Origin of the sequence: Acidovorax sp. LjRoot74 (assembly GCF_964254355.1) — a bacterium.
Classification (GTDB): Bacteria; Pseudomonadota; Gammaproteobacteria; order Burkholderiales; family Burkholderiaceae_C; genus Acidovorax.
Map to the genome: position 1 here is coordinate 569,146 of NZ_CAXUTI020000001.1, position 15,275 is coordinate 584,420.

The 15,275-nt window shown below is 66.6% G+C and carries 15 protein-coding genes; 4 read left to right on the forward strand and 11 right to left on the reverse strand.

Annotated features, from left to right (window positions below; genetic code table 11):
* Window positions 1-12: 12 nt before the first annotated feature.
* Window positions 13-597, forward strand: a complete 585-nt coding sequence (locus tag ACSQ3O_RS02665) for a phosphonate degradation HD-domain oxygenase (RefSeq protein WP_298452808.1) — start codon at window positions 13-15, stop codon at window positions 595-597.
* Window positions 598-633: 36 nt separating this feature from the next.
* Here the strand turns inward: ACSQ3O_RS02665 and ACSQ3O_RS02670 are convergent, their stop codons facing one another.
* Window positions 634-1,095 carry an Lrp/AsnC family transcriptional regulator gene (locus tag ACSQ3O_RS02670; protein WP_298452805.1) on the reverse strand — a complete coding sequence of 154 codons (462 nt, stop codon included), beginning with the start codon at window positions 1,093-1,095 and terminating at the stop codon, window positions 634-636.
* Between the two features lie 97 nt (window positions 1,096-1,192).
* On the opposite strand from ACSQ3O_RS02670, the gene ACSQ3O_RS02675 reads away from it, so the two are divergent.
* Window positions 1,193-2,140 (forward strand): EamA family transporter, encoded by a 948-nt coding sequence (locus tag ACSQ3O_RS02675; protein ID WP_436137755.1) that lies wholly within the window; start codon window positions 1,193-1,195, stop codon window positions 2,138-2,140.
* 125 nt (window positions 2,141-2,265) lie between these two features.
* Here ACSQ3O_RS02675 and ACSQ3O_RS02680 read toward each other — a convergent pair whose 3' ends face one another.
* From ACSQ3O_RS02680 to ACSQ3O_RS02705, 6 genes are read right to left on the reverse strand one after another with little or no spacing between them, the layout of a single operon-like run.
* Window positions 2,266-2,670: a RidA family protein gene (locus ACSQ3O_RS02680; RefSeq protein WP_137748885.1), complete on the reverse strand. Its 405-nt coding sequence runs from the start codon at window positions 2,668-2,670 to the stop codon at window positions 2,266-2,268.
* Between the two features lie 2 nt (window positions 2,671-2,672).
* Window positions 2,673-4,343, reverse strand: a complete 1,671-nt coding sequence (locus ACSQ3O_RS02685) for an AMP-binding protein (RefSeq protein WP_436137756.1) — start codon at window positions 4,341-4,343, stop codon at window positions 2,673-2,675.
* 4 nt (window positions 4,344-4,347) lie between these two features.
* Window positions 4,348-5,553, reverse strand: coding sequence for an acyl-CoA dehydrogenase family protein (locus ACSQ3O_RS02690; protein WP_436137757.1), 1,206 nt, complete (start codon window positions 5,551-5,553; stop codon window positions 4,348-4,350).
* Between the two features lie 4 nt (window positions 5,554-5,557).
* The gene (locus ACSQ3O_RS02695) at window positions 5,558-6,412 is read right to left on the reverse strand and encodes an enoyl-CoA hydratase family protein (RefSeq protein WP_436137758.1); all 855 of its coding nucleotides are present in this window, start codon (window positions 6,410-6,412) and stop codon (window positions 5,558-5,560) included.
* On the reverse strand, window positions 6,409-6,900 hold the full coding sequence (locus ACSQ3O_RS02700; protein ID WP_228897525.1) for a MarR family winged helix-turn-helix transcriptional regulator: 492 nt from the start codon (window positions 6,898-6,900) through the stop codon (window positions 6,409-6,411). Before ACSQ3O_RS02700 ends, ACSQ3O_RS02695 begins: the two co-directional genes overlap by 4 nt.
* 6 nt (window positions 6,901-6,906) lie before the next feature.
* Entirely contained in the window at window positions 6,907-9,264 is a 2,358-nt protein-coding gene (locus tag ACSQ3O_RS02705) for a bifunctional salicylyl-CoA 5-hydroxylase/oxidoreductase (RefSeq protein ID WP_436137759.1), read from the reverse strand.
* A gap of 159 nt (window positions 9,265-9,423) precedes the next feature.
* Between ACSQ3O_RS02705 and ACSQ3O_RS02710 the strand changes: the two genes are divergently transcribed.
* Both ACSQ3O_RS02710 and ACSQ3O_RS02715 read left to right on the forward strand, forming a co-directional pair.
* Window positions 9,424-9,741 carry a DUF1840 domain-containing protein gene (locus tag ACSQ3O_RS02710; RefSeq protein ID WP_436137760.1) on the forward strand — a complete coding sequence of 106 codons (318 nt, stop codon included), beginning with the start codon at window positions 9,424-9,426 and terminating at the stop codon, window positions 9,739-9,741.
* A 2-nt stretch (window positions 9,742-9,743) separates the two neighbouring features.
* Window positions 9,744-10,127: a nuclear transport factor 2 family protein gene (locus tag ACSQ3O_RS02715; RefSeq protein ID WP_436137761.1), complete on the forward strand. Its 384-nt coding sequence runs from the start codon at window positions 9,744-9,746 to the stop codon at window positions 10,125-10,127.
* A 59-nt stretch (window positions 10,128-10,186) separates the two neighbouring features.
* Here ACSQ3O_RS02715 and ACSQ3O_RS02720 read toward each other — a convergent pair whose 3' ends face one another.
* The 4 genes from ACSQ3O_RS02720 to ACSQ3O_RS02735 form a co-directional block, all read right to left on the reverse strand.
* Window positions 10,187-11,218: a tripartite tricarboxylate transporter substrate binding protein gene (locus ACSQ3O_RS02720; protein WP_436141061.1), complete on the reverse strand. Its 1,032-nt coding sequence runs from the start codon at window positions 11,216-11,218 to the stop codon at window positions 10,187-10,189.
* 363 nt (window positions 11,219-11,581) lie between these two features.
* Entirely contained in the window at window positions 11,582-12,568 is a 987-nt protein-coding gene (locus ACSQ3O_RS02725) for a tripartite tricarboxylate transporter substrate-binding protein (RefSeq protein ID WP_436137762.1), read from the reverse strand.
* A 322-nt stretch (window positions 12,569-12,890) separates the two neighbouring features.
* Window positions 12,891-14,138 carry a phenylacetate--CoA ligase family protein gene (locus ACSQ3O_RS02730; RefSeq protein ID WP_137748774.1) on the reverse strand — a complete coding sequence of 416 codons (1,248 nt, stop codon included), beginning with the start codon at window positions 14,136-14,138 and terminating at the stop codon, window positions 12,891-12,893.
* Window positions 14,139-14,366: 228 nt separating this feature from the next.
* Complete coding sequence (locus tag ACSQ3O_RS02735) at window positions 14,367-15,179, reverse strand: ABC transporter ATP-binding protein (protein WP_015012347.1); 813 nt, start codon at window positions 15,177-15,179, stop codon at window positions 14,367-14,369.
* Window positions 15,180-15,275 lie beyond the last annotated feature (96 nt).

Below are 15,275 nucleotides of genomic sequence, written 5' to 3' on the forward strand. Positions count from 1 at the left end.
CAAGGAAAGACGATGGCATTGAGCCTGGAAGACATTGCCCACCTGCTAGCCACCAGGGGCGTGAATCAATATGGCCGCGAGGCGGTCAGCCAGCTGGAGCATGCCTTGCAGTGCGCGCAGTGGGCCGAAAAGTCGGGCGAGACCCCCTCGACGGTCGCAGCGGCTTTGCTGCACGACCTGGGCCATTTGCTGGCGCCCGGGGGCGACACGGCCGAGCAGGACGACCTGCACCAGTACATGGCCATCCCGTTCCTGCGGGGCCTGCTGCCCGACGCGGTGCTGGAGCCCATCCGCCTGCATGTGGATGCCAAACGCTACCTATGCACCATGGAGCCGGGGTATTGGGAAACGCTCTCGCCTGCATCGCAGCACAGCCTGGTTCTGCAGGGAGGGCCTTTCACGCCCAAAGAGGCGATGCAGTTTGCGGCCCAGCCCTTTGCGCAAGAGGCCATCCGCCTGCGCCGCTATGACGACCATGCCAAGGTGCCGGGCCTGGTCACGCCGCCGCTGGGCTACTACATGGCGCTGGTGCAGCGCCTGGCGCAGGTTCCGGCGGTTGGTGCCGCTGAGGCTGACCGTGCTCCGGTAGCCGCGTAAACAGCGGCGCGGCGGGGCCAGGGTGGCAGCCTCGCGTCAGCTGCCCTTGCCGCCATTGATCCACCCCAGGTCCAGCGGCCGGTCCTCGAACTCGGTGTTCAGGACCACGGTGCTCGTGGTGCGCGCCACGCCGGGAATCGCCTTGATCTGGTAGAGCACGTCCTCCAGCCCGCGCGCGTGCGTGGTGCGGATCTTGGCCAGGAAGTCGTGCTCGCCAGCCACGCTGTGCAACTCTTCCACCTGGGGGATAGCGCGCAGGCGCGGCGCAATGTCGCGGCAGTGCGCGCCGCCATCGTTGCGGATCGCCACAAACGCGGTGAAGTTCAGCCCGACGCGCTCCGGGTCCACGCTGATCGAGAAGCGGCGGATCACCCCCTTGTCCAGCAGCTTCTTCACGCGCTCGTGCACGGCGGCGGTGGACAGTCCCACCTCGGCGCCTACATCGGCGTACGAACGTCGGCCATCTGCGCCCAGTGCCGAAATAATTCTGGCGTCCATGTCATCTGTCTGAATATTTGCTTGCATAGCCGCTCAATTTTGGTAAAAATTCCGAAAACCTCGCGGTCTCCATAAATTATTCGGTCAGGTGAAGAATATGCTGGCAATTTTCAACGCGCAAGCCCAATCACAGCGCAGCTGGGCGGTGGCCCTGGCGCTGCTGCTGGTCTACATCGTCTGGGGCACCACCTATTTTGCGATTGGCATTGCGGTGCAAACCATGCCGCCCCTGCTCATGAACGCCATCCGCTTCCTGTGTGCGGGTGGTGTGATGCTGCTCATTGCACTGTGGCAAGGCCATGCATTGCCGACGTGGGTGCAATGGCGCAACTCGGCGGTGGTGGGGGGCTGCATGGTGTTCCTGGCCATGAACCTGATGGGCTTTGCGCAAAAGCTGGGCATTGGCTCGGGTCTGATGGCCACGGTGGTCACCACCATGCCCATGTGGCTGGCCCTGTGGTCGCGCTGGGGCGGCGAGCGTGTGCCATTCACCAGCTGGATCGGACTGGCACTGGGCGTGGCAGGCGCGCTGCTGCTGGCGCTGGAGGGCGACTTTTCTGCCACCTGGCTCGGCGCGCTGCTGGCCTTTGGTGCACCGCTGTGCTGGAGCATCGGCTCGTATGCATCGCGCAAGCTGTCGCTGCCCGCGCCCGCCATGGCCTCGGCCGCGCAGTGGTTTGCGGGGGGCGCCATGGGGCTGGTGGTGGCGCTGTGGTTCGAGCCTTTGAGCGCCTTGGGCCAGGTCAGCGCCAAGTCGTGGGCGGCGTGGGTGTATCTGCTGGTGTTTGGCACCTTGGTCGCGCTCAACGCGTACCTGTGGCTGCTGCAGAACACCTCAGCGGCGCTGGCGGGGAGTTACTCGTTTGTGAACCCTGCGGTGGCCCTGCTGGTGGGGGTGGCCCTGGGTGGGGAACTGCTCACGGGGTGGGTGTATGCGGCATTGCCGTTGATTGCTGCGGCGCTGGCGTTCATCCTGTACGGCAAAACACTGCAGGGGTGGTGGGTGGCGCGGCGAACGGCGGGGCTGGGCGTGCGGGCCGGGTAGTTGGGGCCGCGTGCTCTGCCCCAACGAGGTTCTCGGAATATTTAATCAAAAATGATAGCGCTCAGCGCAAGGTGGTCAGGCGCAAGGCAGTGATTTCCTTCTGATTCTCGTTGCGCAGATACTGCTCACTCCGCATCCGGCACCACTGCCGTCGCCTCGATCTCCACCTTCGCCCGTTCTTCCATCAACCCCGCCACCTGCACGCAGGCCATGGCCGGGAAGTTCTTGCCCAGCACCTCGCGGTAGACCGCGCCCAGTTCCTTCAGGCGGCTGTTGTACTCGTTGCGGTCGGTCACGTACCAAGTCAGCCGCACCAGGTGTTCGGGGCCTGCGCCGCCAGCCTCCAGCACCGCGCGCACGTTCAGCAGCGTTTGCTTGGTCTGGGCGATGAAATCGTCGCTCTCGAACTGCTGCTGCGCGTTCCAGCCGATCTGGCCGCCGGTAAAGACCATCGTGCCGCGTGCGGCCACGCCGTTGGCGTAGCCCTTGGGGGTGACCCAGCCTTCGGGCTGCAAAAGGGTGTTTTTCATCGTCATGTCGTTGTTTTTGTAGGGGAGGGCGATGGCGAGGCGCCCGCACCCTGGCGCAGCTTGAAGCGCTGCAGCTTGCCGGTTTCGGTGCGGGGCAGTGCCGCTACAAACTCCACTACGCGTGGGTATTTGAACGGGGCGATGGTGGCCTTCACATGGTCCTGCAGGGTCTTGACCATGGCGGCGTCGCCGGTGTGGCCGGGCTTCAAGACGCAGATGGCCTTGACCACCATGCCGCGCTCTTCGTCGGGCACGCCGATCACGCCGCACTCGGCCACGGCGGGGTGGCGCAGCAGGGCGTCTTCCACCTCGGGGCCGCCCACGTTGTAGCCGGCGGTGATGATCATGTCGTCATCGCGCGCCTGGTAGAAGAAGTAGCCGTCCGCGTCCTGCGTGAACGCGTCGCCGGGGTAGTTCCAGCCGCCCTTCACGTACGTGGCCTGGCGCGGGTCGTCGAGGTACTTGCAGCCCGTGGGGCCGATCACGGCCAGTTTGCCCACGGTGCCGCGCGGCACCTCGTGGCCGTCGTCGTCCACCACCTTGGCGGTGTAGCCGGGCACGACCTTGCCCACCGCCCCCGCGCGGCTCTCGCCGCCCGCTGACGAGATGAAGATGTGAAACATCTCGGTGGCGCCGATGCCGTCCGTCATGTCCAGGCCGGTGGCGTCCCGCCAGAGCTGGCGCGTGGCGTCGGGCAGGCCTTCGCCCGCACTCACGCTGGTGCGCAGCTGCGGCAGGCCGATCTGCTTGGCGAACGGCGCCATCTGCCGGTAGAACGTGGGTGCGGTGTAGCAGATGGTCACGCCCGCTTCGCGCATCAGGCGCACCATGGTTTCGGGCGTGTAGGGCTGATCGGGGAAGTACACGCTGGCGCCCGCCCACATCGGGAACACGAGCAAACCCCCAAGGCCAAAGGTGAACGCCAGCGGCGGCGAGCCCGCCACGATGTCGTCGGGCGTGGCGCGCAGCACATGGCGCGGCCAGGCCTCGCAAGCGGCCAGCACGTCGCGGTGGGTGTGCACCGCCGCCTTGGGGGCGCCCGTAGTACCCGACGTGAAGGCCATCAGCGCGATGTCGTCCGCCGACGTGGGGCTGGGCGGCGTGGTGCCGGGCTTGGCCTGCGCGCGCTGGAGCAGGTCGGCCGCATCCGGCGCGGTGTGGAAGGGCACGATGGTGGCCAGCACCGGGTGCCGGGTCTGCGCCGTCTGCAGCTCCGCCAGCAGGCGGCCGTCGCACAGCGCCAGCTTGGGCTGGGCGCGGTCGATGATGCTGCCCAGCTCCACCGCGCGCAGCAGCGGCATGGTGGCGACCGCCACCAGCCCGGCGTAGACCGTGCCCAGCCAGGCCAGCGCCATCTCCACCGTGTTGCCGCCGCGCAGCAGCACGCGGTTGCCGGGCACGAGACCGTGGTCCTGCGTCAGCACCTCGGCAATGCGCGCGGCCTCGGTGCGCGCGTCGCGGTAGGTATACGTGCGGTGCGGGCCGCGCAATAGGGGACGGTCGCTGTGGCCCGCGCGCTCGGCCTGATCGAAGAGGGCCTGCACCAGGTTCGCCTGGTTGGCGATCTGCAGCTCGGGCAGGTCGTAGCGCAGGGTGGGCCAGGCCTCGGGCGGCGGCAGGCGGTCGTGCACAAAGTGGTCGGGCTGTGCGGAGGGTTTGGAAGAGGCTTTCATGGCATCACTCCTGCAGAACGGCCTTGCCGATGATGAGCTGCTGCACCTCGGTCGCGCCTTCGTAAATGCGCAGCGAGCGGATGTCGCGGTACAGCGACTCGACCTTGCTGCCCACCTCCACGCCGCGCCCGCCGTGCAGCTGCAGCGCCATGTCGATCACGCGCTGGGCGTTTTCGGTCGCAGTCATCTTGGCCATCGCCGCCTCGGCCGTGACGCGCGCCTGGCCGGTGTCGCGCAGCCAGGCCGCGCGGTAGGTCAGCAGCGCGGCGCTGTCCACCAGTGCTGCCATCTCGCCGATCTTGGCCTGCGTGAGCTGGAAGTCTGCGAGCGTCTGCCCAAACATGCGGCGCTGGCGGGCGTGGTGCACCGCCTCGGCCAGCGCGCGGCGCGCCATGCCCAGGGCGGCGGCGGCGACCGACGCGCGGAAGATGTCCAGCGTGCGCATGGCCAGCTTGAAGCCGCCGTTCTCCTCGCCCAGCAGTGCCGTGGCGGGCACGGTGCAGTTGCTGAAATGCAGCGTGGCCAGAGGATGGGGCGCCATCACGTGGATGTGGTGCGAGGTGTCCAGCCCTGATGTGTTCGCATCGACGATGAAGGCGCTGATGCCGCGTGTGCCGCCGCTGGGGTCGGTCTTGGCGAACACGCAGTAGAAGTCGGCAATGCCACCGTTGCTGATCCAGGTCTTGGTACCTGTCAGGGAATATGAGCCTTTTTGGCCGCTACCGCCTGATGGATAAGCGCTACTAGCTATTGTTTGCATAGCGCCCACATCCGAACCCGCCTCAGGCTCGCTCAGCGCAAACGCCGCAATCAGCTCGCCGCGCGCCACGCCCTGCAGGTAGTGCGCCTGCTGCGCGGGGCTGCCCGCCAGTGTGATCGCACCGCTGCCCAGGCCCTGCATCGCAAACGCAAAGTCCGCCAGCGGCGAGTGGTAGGCCAGCGTCTCGCGCAGCAGCACCAGCGCGCGCGAGTCGAGCGCGGGCAGCGCACCGCCGTGGGCTGCAGGCACGCAGTAGCGCAGCCAGCCGCCCGCGCCCAGGCGTTTCACCCAGTCGCGGCAAGCGGCGCGGTCGTCGGTTTCATCGACTTCTTGCACGGCCGCCCAGGGCACCAGGCCCTCGGCCAGCGCGCGGTGGGCGTCGTCAAAAAAGGGCAGGGCGAGGTGCGCCGTGGAAGGTGGGCAAGGGGCGGGGGGCGTGGCGACGTGCATGTTCTTAGTCCCCCTGGAACACCGGTTTCTGCTTGGCTGCAAACGCCTCGTAGGCGCGCCGGAAGTCTTCGGTCTGCATGCAGATGGCCTGGGCCTGGGCCTCGGCCTCGATGGCCTGCTCGATGGTCATGCTCCACTCCTGGCTGAGCATGGTCTTGGTCATGCCATGGGCGAAGGTGGGGCCATCGGCCAGTGCACGCGCCGTGGCCTGCACGTTGGCCAGCAGGTCGGCGCTTTCATACAGGTCGTTGAAGAAGCCCCAGGCCAGGCCTTCGTGCGCGGTCATGGCGCGGCCGGTGAACAGCAGCTCGCTGGCGCGGCCCTGGCCGATCATGCGGGGCAGCAGCGCGCAGGCGCCCATGTCGGCCCCGGCCAGGCCCACGCGGGTGAACAAGAAGGCGGTCTTGGTGGCCTCGGTGCCGTAGCGCATGTCGCAGGCCAGCGCCATCATCGCGCCCGCACCGGCGCAGATGCCGTCGATGGCGCCCAGCACGGGCTGCGGGCATGCGCGCATGGCTTTCACCAAGTCACCCGTCATGCGCGTGAACTCCAGTAGCTCGGGCATGGTCATGGTGGTCAGCGGGCCGATGATCTCGTGTACATCGCCACCCGAGCAGAAGTTGCCGCCCGCGCCGGTGACGACGATGGCCTTCACGTCGGTGGCGAACCGCAGCGCGTAGAAGAAGTCGCGCAGCTCGGCATAGCTCTGGAAGGTCAGCGGGTTCTTGCGGTCCGGCCGGTTGAGCGCGACGGTGCCCACGCCATCGGCAAAGCTCCAGGCAAAGTGCTCAGCGACGTAGCTGGCCTGCGGGTTGAACTGTTCGCGCATGGGGTTGCTCGCCCCGATGTAGTGCTTCATTCGGTTGTCTCCAAAGAGTTGTTTTGTGTGTGTTCTTTGACCTTGCCCAGCAGGCGGTACAAGGTGGCGATGTCGCGCTCGCCCAGCGTGGCGAAGGCCTCGACGATCCACTGCTCGTGCTGGCGTGCCATGGTGTTGAACTGCTCGCGGCCTTGGGGCGTGAGGCGCACCAGGTACGCACGGCGGTCGCCTTCCACGTCCATGCGCTCCACCAGCCCTTCGGCCACCAACTGGTCGGTGATGCCGGTGATGTTGCCGCTCGTCACCATCATGCGGCGCGAGAGTTCTTTCATCTTCATGCCGTCGGGCGCGCGTTCGAGCTGCGCCATCAAATCGAAGCGCGGCAGCGTGGTGTCGAACTGCGCGCGCAGGTGGCTGCGCACCTGCTTTTCGATGAGCTGGGTGCAGGTGAGCAGGCGCAGCCACAGGCGCAGGGCCTCGGGGTGTTCGCTGGGGGCTGCGCCGTGCAGGCGGGCTTCGAGGTCCATGGTGCTTTACTCGATGGCTGCGGGTTTGCTGGATTCCTGCGCCGGGGCGGCCAGCGCGGCCATCTGCTTTTGCTTGGCGATCTCTCGCAGCATCTGGTCGCGGCCGCTGTGGTATTGCACAGGCCAGTCGGTGTGCGCTGCGGCCACTTGGCTCAATTGTGCGGAGGCGTGCAGCGTCCAGGCCGGATCGGCCAGATGGGGGCGGGCGATGGCGCACAGGTCCGCGCGCCCGGCCGCGACGATGCTGTTGGCGTGGTCGGCCTCGGTGATGGCACCCACGGCCATGGTGGCAATGCCCACTTCGTTGCGGATGCGGTCGGCAAACGGCGTCTGGTACATGCGGCCGTACACCGGGCGGGAGTTGCGCGTGGTCTGGCCGGACGACACATCGATCAGGTCCGCGCCCGCCGCCTTGAAAAGCCGTGCGATGGCAATCGCGTCGTCGGCCGTGTTGCCCTGGCCGTCTGGCAGCCAGTCGTGGGCCGAGATGCGCACGCTCAGCGGCTTGTCGGCGGGCCATACGGCGCGCAGCGCGGTGAACACTTCGAGCGGGTAGCGGCAGCGGTTGTCCAGGCTGCCGCCGTATTCGTCCGTGCGCTGGTTGGTGGCGGGGCTGATGAAGCTGGCCAGCAGGTAGCCGTGCGCGCAGTGCAGCTCCAGCCAGTCAAAGCCGCAGGCCACGGCGCGGCGGGCGCTGTCCACAAATGCGGCGGTCACGCGGTCCATATCGGCACGGTCCATGGCCGCAGGGGTCTGGTTCTGCGCGCCGTAGGCGATGGGGCTGGCAGCCAGCAGCGGCCAGTTACCCGTCTCCAGCGGTTCGTCCGTACCCTCCCAGCCGACGCGCGTGGAGCCCTTGGGCCCGCTGTGGCCCAGCTGCAGACCGACCTTGGCCGTGCTGCTGGCGTGCACGAAGTTGACGATGCGCGCGAAGGCGGCTTGCTGCGCATCGTTCCACAGGCCGGGGCAGGCGGGGGTGATGCGGCCCTCGGGCGTGGGGCTTGTCATCTCCACCATCACCAGGGCGGCGCCGCCCAGCGCGCGGGCGCCGAGGTGCACGAGGTGGAAGTCCTGTGGCACGCCTTCGACCGCGCTGTAGGTGGCCATGGGCGAGACGACGATGCGGTTCTTGAGCGTGAGGCCTTTCAGTGTGAAAGGCGTGAGCATGGGCGGTACGGCCGCCTTGCCGCCCGCCAGCCAGGCCTCATAGCCTTCGAGCCACGCCGCATCGCGAAGCCGCAGGTTCTCGTGGCTGATGCGCTGGCTGCGCGTGAGCAGCGAATACGCGAACTGCTCGATGGGCATGCCTGTATAGTGGCCCACGTTTTCGAACCACTCGGTGGAATTGCGTGCGGCGTTCTGGATCTTGAGCACCTCCACACTGCGGCGTGCCTCGTAGTGCTGCAGCACCTCGTCGATGGGCAGGCCGGTGGCGAATTCGTTGGCGAGATCGATGGCGTCTTCGAGCGCCAGCTTGGTGCCGCTGCCGATGGAGAAATGGGCCGTATGCGCGGCATCGCCCATCAGCACGATAGGCACCTGCTTGCCGCCAATCGCTTCGCGGTGCACCCAGGTGTTGCAGATCACACGCGGAAAGCGGATCCAGTTGGCCGAGCCGCGCAGGTGCGTGGCGTTGCTGATGAGCGCGTTGCCGTCCAGGTACTTGGCGAACAGCTTCTCGCAGAAGGCGATCGCCTCGGGCTGCTCCATCTGGTCCAGGCCGTGGGCTTTCCACACGGCCTCGGGCGTCTCGACGATGAAGGTGGAGGTGTCGGCGTCGAACTGGTAGGCGTGCGCCTGGAACCAGCCATGCTCGGTCTGTTCGAACGCGAAGGTGAAAGCGTCGAACTTCTTCTTGGTGCCCAGCCACACGAAGCGGCACTGGCGCAGGTCGATGTCGGGCTGGTAGGTGGCTGCGTAGCGGGTGCGGATGCGGCTGTTGAGACCGTCGCTGGCGATCACCAGTTCAGCACCGTACTGCGCGGCGAGCGCCTGGTCGTCGGCCACGTCGGTCTCGAACACCAGCTCCACGCCGACCGCCAGGCACCGGTCCTGCAGGATGTTGAGCAGCCGCTTGCGCCCGATGCCGCAAAAGCCGTGGCCGGTGGAGCGCACGCTGCGCCCCTTGAAGAACACTTCGATGTCGTCCCAGTGGTTGAACGCATCGCCGATGAGCGCTGCCGTGGGCGCGTCCGCGGCCTGCAGGTTGGCCAGCGTCTGGTCGGACAGCACCACGCCCCAGCCGAAGGTGTCGAATGGCCGGTTGCGTTCGACCACCGTGACGCGGTGCGCGGGGTTCTGCTGCTTCATCAGCAGGGCGAAATAGAGACCGGCGGGCCCGCCGCCAATGCAGAGGATGTTCATGTAAAAATAGTTTAGACCTAAACAAAATACTGTCAATGGGGGGTTCCCGTGCGGGGCTTTGGGCGCCATCCCCGGCCCGCCCGGCGCACAATCTGCCCATGGGGCGTGCCGTCGCGTGCCCTGCTGTGTTGACCTGACCCGAGAAGGCTTTTCAATCCCATGCTTTACAAATTCAAGTCCCGTGCCGCCGCCGATCTGATCATGCTGGAGCCCCAGGGGCGGCAGATCGTGACCATCATGGGCAAGACCCCAGGGGCGAGCGGCATCGTGACGGCGGCGCAGATCCCAGGTGCCATTGCCGCGCTGGAAGCTGCGGTGGCCGCCGAAGAAGCCCGACCACCGGTGAACGACGCAGACGATGAGGCAACAGAGCAGGAGCGCGCCGAGGCCGTGCGCCTGCGCCAGCGCGTGGCGCCCCTCATCGAGATGCTGCGCCGCAGCGCCGCCGAGCAGGTGGACGTGGTCTGGGGCGTGTAGCCGTGGCCTCGGTCTTGCCACCGCTTGCCGTGGTGCAGGCGCAGCTGGAGGCCTACAACGCCAAGGACATCGACGCGCTGCTGGCCACCTATGCCCCCGATGCCGAGCAGTATGTGCTGCACGGAGAGCGCCTGGCCCAGGGCCACGCGCAGATGCGCGAGCGGTTTCTGACCCGGTTTGCCGAGCCCGGCCTGCATGCGCGCCTGCTGTCGCGCACCGTGGTGGGCGCCATGGTGGTGGATTGCGAGCTGATCACCCGCAACTTCCCCGAGGGCCTGGGCACGCTGGAAATGTTGTGTGTCTATGAGGTGGTGGATGGGCACATCCAGCGGGCGTCGTTTGCCACGGGTGCAAAGCGCCTGGGGCCGCCATCACCTGCAGACTGAGGGGGATGGGGCTGCGGCCCCGCCAGCGCTTGGGCGCTGGCCAAAACAGGCAGCGGGCCTCAGTCCACCTTGGCGCCCGAGGTTTTCACCACCTGCGCCCATTTCCTGTGTTCGTTGTCGATGTGCTTGGCAAAGTCAGCCGGGGTGTTGCCGCCGGGGATAGCGCCCTGGGCCAGCAGCCGCTCCTTCATCGCTGGTGTGGCCAGGGACTTGGCAACCTCTTGCTGGATGCGGTTCACGATGTCAGAGGGCGTGCCTGCCGGGGCCAGCAGGCCGAACCAGGAGCTGGCCTCGTAGCCCTTGAGTGTGGGCCCGCCCGCTTGCTCGACCGTGGGCACATCTGGCAAGGCACCTGAGCGCTCGGCGCTGGTCACGGCCAGCGCAACCAGCTTGCCCGCCTTGATCTGTGCCATGGACGAGGGCAGGTTGTCGAACATCACGTCCGCATTGCCCGCCACCATGTCCATCAGGGCCGGGCCCGAGCCCCGGTAGGGAAGGTGCAGCATGAAGGTGCCCGTCATGCTCTTGAACAGCTCGCCCGCCAGGTGGATCGACGTGCCGTTGCCGCTCGACGCCATGTTCATCTTGCCGGGGCTGGCCTTGGCCACGCGGATGAAGTCCTGCACGTTGTGAATGCCCTGGGCCTTGGCCTTGTCGGTGTTCATCACCATCACGTTGGGCACGGCGGCCACCAGGGTGATGGGCACAAAGTCCTTGATGGGGTCGTAGGGCAGCTTGGCGTACAGCGCGCGGTTGATGCCGTGGGTGCCCACGGTGCCCATGAGCAGCGTGTAGCCGTCGCCGGGCGACTTGGCCACCATCTCGGCGCCCACGTTGCCACCGGCGCCTGCGCGGTTGTCCACGATGAACTGCTGGCCAAACGCTTTGGACAGCTCAGGCGCCATAGCGCGCGCGAGGATGTCGGTGGTGCCACCGGGCGCAAACGGCACGACGATGCGCACGGGCTTGGTGGGCCAGCCTGCGCCCGCTGGCGCTGCCGCCTGGGCATGGGCCGTGCCCGGGGCCAACAATGCACCGGCTGCGGCCACGGCCAGTGCGCCCAGCGCACTCAGGGTGAAGGCCAGTGCCATGGCCTTGCGGCGGCTGCGTGCCTGGGCGCGGGCCTGGATCTGCGCGCTGGAGCGCGCGGGGATGCGGAAGTCATGCGGTTGTGCCATGGAAGCCATTCCTCGTTGAAACCAATAGAAGCTTGCGCCGCCGCCTGGGCTTGTTCGGCGCGTCTGCCCTCTGTTCTACGCGGGTGTGTGCGGCCCGGGCAGATGGGATTACCCGAAGGTGGCACGGTTCTCCCGACGTGCCGCTGTGTGCGGGGCCGTCGAGTTGCCGCCAGGGGATCCGGAAAAGCAAAAAAGCCACCGGGCCGGGCGGCGCGGTGGCTTGGTGGTGGGGTGATGCAATGCCGCACCGCCCTTCCTGGCAGCGATGCTGCCGGATCAGTCGGCGTAGGTGCCTGCGGCCTTGATAACGGCACCCCATTTGTCGATTTCGGCGGCCACAAACTTCTTGTGCTCGGCGCCGTCCACGCGCTTGTCGGTCACCACCACGGCGCCCAGGGCTTCCTGCTTCTTGATGAACTCGGGGTCCTTCAGCGCAGTCTTGAGGGCTTCATTGATCTTCTTGGTGACATCGGCAGGCGTGCCCTTGGGCGCGTACAGGCCGTGCCAGATGCTCACGTTGAAGTCCTTCAGGCCCGACTCTGCCAGCGTGGGCAGGTCCTTCAGGGCGGGCGTGGTCAGGCGCTTGGACGTGGTCACGGCGTAGGCCTTGACCTTCTTGCCTTCAATCTGCGAGGTGGTGTTGGTGGTCTGGTCGCACAGCAGGTCGATCTGGCCGCCGATCAGGTCGGTGATGGCGGGGGCGGTGCCCTTGTAAGGCACGGCGGTCATGTCCACCTGCATGGCGCTCTGGAACATCAGGCCGCACAGGTGCGACGCGGCGCCCAAGCCAGCGTTGCCCAGGTTGATCTTGCCCTTGTTCTGCTGGATCCAGGCCGTCAGCTCCTTGAAGTTGTTGGCGGGCATGCTGGGGCGCGCGATCAGCGTCATGGGCACTTCGTTGACCATGCCCAGGTATTCAAAGTCGTTGGGCACGCTGAACGACAGCTTGCGGTACAGCGCGGGCATGGTGGACATGCCGATGTGGTTGAGCAGCAGCGTGTAGCCGTCGGGGGTGGCGCGGGCCACGCGGGCGGCGCCGATGGAGCTGCCTGCACCGGCGGTGTTGTCTACCACCACAGTGGCGCCCAGGGGCTTGCGCAGGGCTTCGGCCAGGTCACGGGCCACGCGGTCGGTGGGGCCGCCAGCGGCGAAGGGCACCACGATGGTGACGGTCTTGTCCTTGGCGGGGAACTCTTGGGCACCGGCGCCAAAGGCGGCAGCTGCGGCGGCAGCGATCAGTGCGAGTTTCAGCATCTTTTTCATGGTCTCTCCTGTAAATGACGGGCCATGATAGCGAGGGGTATTTACGGAAACATTGCGGATAGTACGTAGCACACTGGCGACATGGTTTTTAAGCGCAATGGGCCTGTTGCGCCTACCTGTATTGCCTTGTTTGCTATCAATAACGTAGCGATTGTTAGGGTAAACACTGCGGTTCCCCGGTGCGCCAAATGGGCATGTCTTGCGCTGGCGCAAGCCCGCCTTCCCCGGCGCGTAAACCCACAGCGGGCCCTTGAAACCGGCGCCCACCAACACCAGAGCCACCGTGGAACTGGCCTGGCCAGGCCACAGGCGACTCAGGGGGTTACCGATAGCTCCGTGCGTCCTCAATCACTTTGCCGTCGTTGGGCAGCGTGCCCGGCGCCACCATCTGCACATCGCCACGCAGCTTGGTCACTTCGCGGATGGCGTCGCCGAGCTGGTGGGCCAGGCCTTCGGCGGTCTCGGTGGTCTCGACCTGCAGCACCATCTGGTCGTTGGCCATCTCGCCGCTGACCACCAGCCGGGCGCGCAGCACCTGCGGAAAGCGCCTGGCAATGGTGGCGATCTGCCCGGGGTGCACAAACATGCCGCGCACCTTGGTGGTCTGGTCGGCCCGTCCCATCCAGCCCTTGATGCGGGTGTTGGTGCGGCCCGTGGGGCAGGGGCCTGGCAGCACGGCCGACAGGTCGCCCGTGCCAAAGCGGATGAGCGGGTAGTCGGGGTTGAGCGTGGTCACCACCAGCTCGCCCACCTCGCCCTCGGGCACCGGGTCGCCGGTGCCGGGTCGCACGATCTCGACGATCACGCCTTCGTCCAGCACCAGGCCCTCGCGCGCTGAGGTTTCGTAGGCAATCAGGCCCAGGTCGGCCGTGGCGTAGCACTGGTAGCCCGCGATGCCGCGCTCTGCAAACCAGTCACGCAGGCTGGGCGGAAAGGCCTCGCCCGACACCAGGGCCTTGGTGACGGTGGGCAGGGGCACGCCCAGCTCAGCGGCCTTTTCGACAATGATTTTCAGAAAGCTGGGCGTGCCGATGTAGCCCGCCGGTTTCAGCTCGGACATAGCCTGCACCTGCTGCTCGGTCTGGCCCGTGCCGCCGGGGAACACGGTGCAGCCCAGCGCGTGGGCGCCGGTTTCCATCATTGAGCCTGCGGGCACAAAGTGGTAGCTGAAGCTGTTGTGGATCAGCTCGCCGCTGCGAAAGCCCGCCGCGTGGATGGCGCGCGCCATGCGCCAGTAGTCGGGCCGCGTGCCCTCGGGCTCGTAGATGGTGCCGGGGCTGGCAAACACGCGCGTCATGCCGGGGCCAAAGCCCAGCGCGCTGAAGCCGCCAAACACATTGGTGGCGCGGCCTGCCTGCTGGCGCTCCAGAAGTTCGTACTTGCGGGTGACGGGCAACTGCGCCAGCGCGGCGCGGCTGGTGACGGCCGATGCGTCCACCCCGGCCAGGATGCCGGCAAATGCGGGGGATGCCTTCTGGGCATGTGCCACCTGGGCGGGCAGCGCGGCCAGCAGGGCGGCCTCGCGCTCGGACGGATTGCGGGTTTCCAGGGCGTCGTAAAACGTGCTCATGCCATGGGTTCCTATGCGGTGGTTATGAATGAAATAAGCCCTTTGCGCCTGTCCATCAAACGCGAGTAGCTATCAAAATAGGAGTGATCTTGTATTTGTAGGTATCTGGGTAGCGCTATCGCCAAAACCGCCACAGCCCCGTCTCAGCGCACCCGTGGAACTGGCTCTGCCAGGCCACCGGGTGCGTCCCCCTGAGGGGGAAGGCGCGCCAGCGCCTCAGGGGGCACCTCAAGCCAACCAGCGCTTGCGCCGCTTGTAGCTCTTCACATCCTTGAAGCTCTTGCGCTCGCCGCCGCCCACGCCCAGGTAGAACTCCTTCACGTCCTCGTTGTTGGCCAGGTCGCTGGCGGCGCCGTCCATCACCACGCGGCCGCTTTCCATGATGTAGCCGTAGTCCGAATACTTCAGCGCCATGTTGGTGTTCTGCTCGGCCAGCAAGAAGGTGACCTTTTCCTTGGTGTTCAGGTCCTTCACGATGTTGAACACTTCTTCCACGATCTGTGGCGCCAGGCCCATGGAGGGTTCATCGAGCAGCACCATGCTCGGGTTGGCCATGAGCGCGCGGCCAATGGCGCACATCTGCTGCTCGCCGCCCGATGTGTAGGCGGCCTGCGAGGTGCGGCGCGTCTTGAGGCGTGGGAAGTAGTTGTAGACCTTCTCCAGATTGGCCGCGATCTCGGCCTTGCTGGTGCGGGTGTAGCTGCCCGTCATCAGGTTCTCTTCGATGGTCAGGTGGGCAAAGCAATGCCGCCCCTCCATCACCTGCACCACGCCGCGCTGCACCAGGTCGGCGGGCGAGAGATTCTCGATGCGTTCGCCGCGCAGCTCGATGCTGCCCTTGGTCACCTCGCCCCGCTCGCCCTGCAGCAGGTTGGAGATGGCGCGCAAGGTCGTCGTCTTGCCCGCCCCGTTGCCCCCCAGGATGGCCACGATGCTGCCCTCGCGCACCTGCAGCGAGACGCCCTTGAGCACCAGGATCACGTGGTTGTAGATGACTTCGATGCCGTTGACGTTGAGAACGATGTTGCTGTTGGAGTCCATGGTCTTCCTTCGCTGTGCCAATCGGAAGGGCTGCAGTACATCGCAATCCTTTCGATTGGCGGCTGCTACAAAGGCAGCCGCTAACTCACTGGCCCT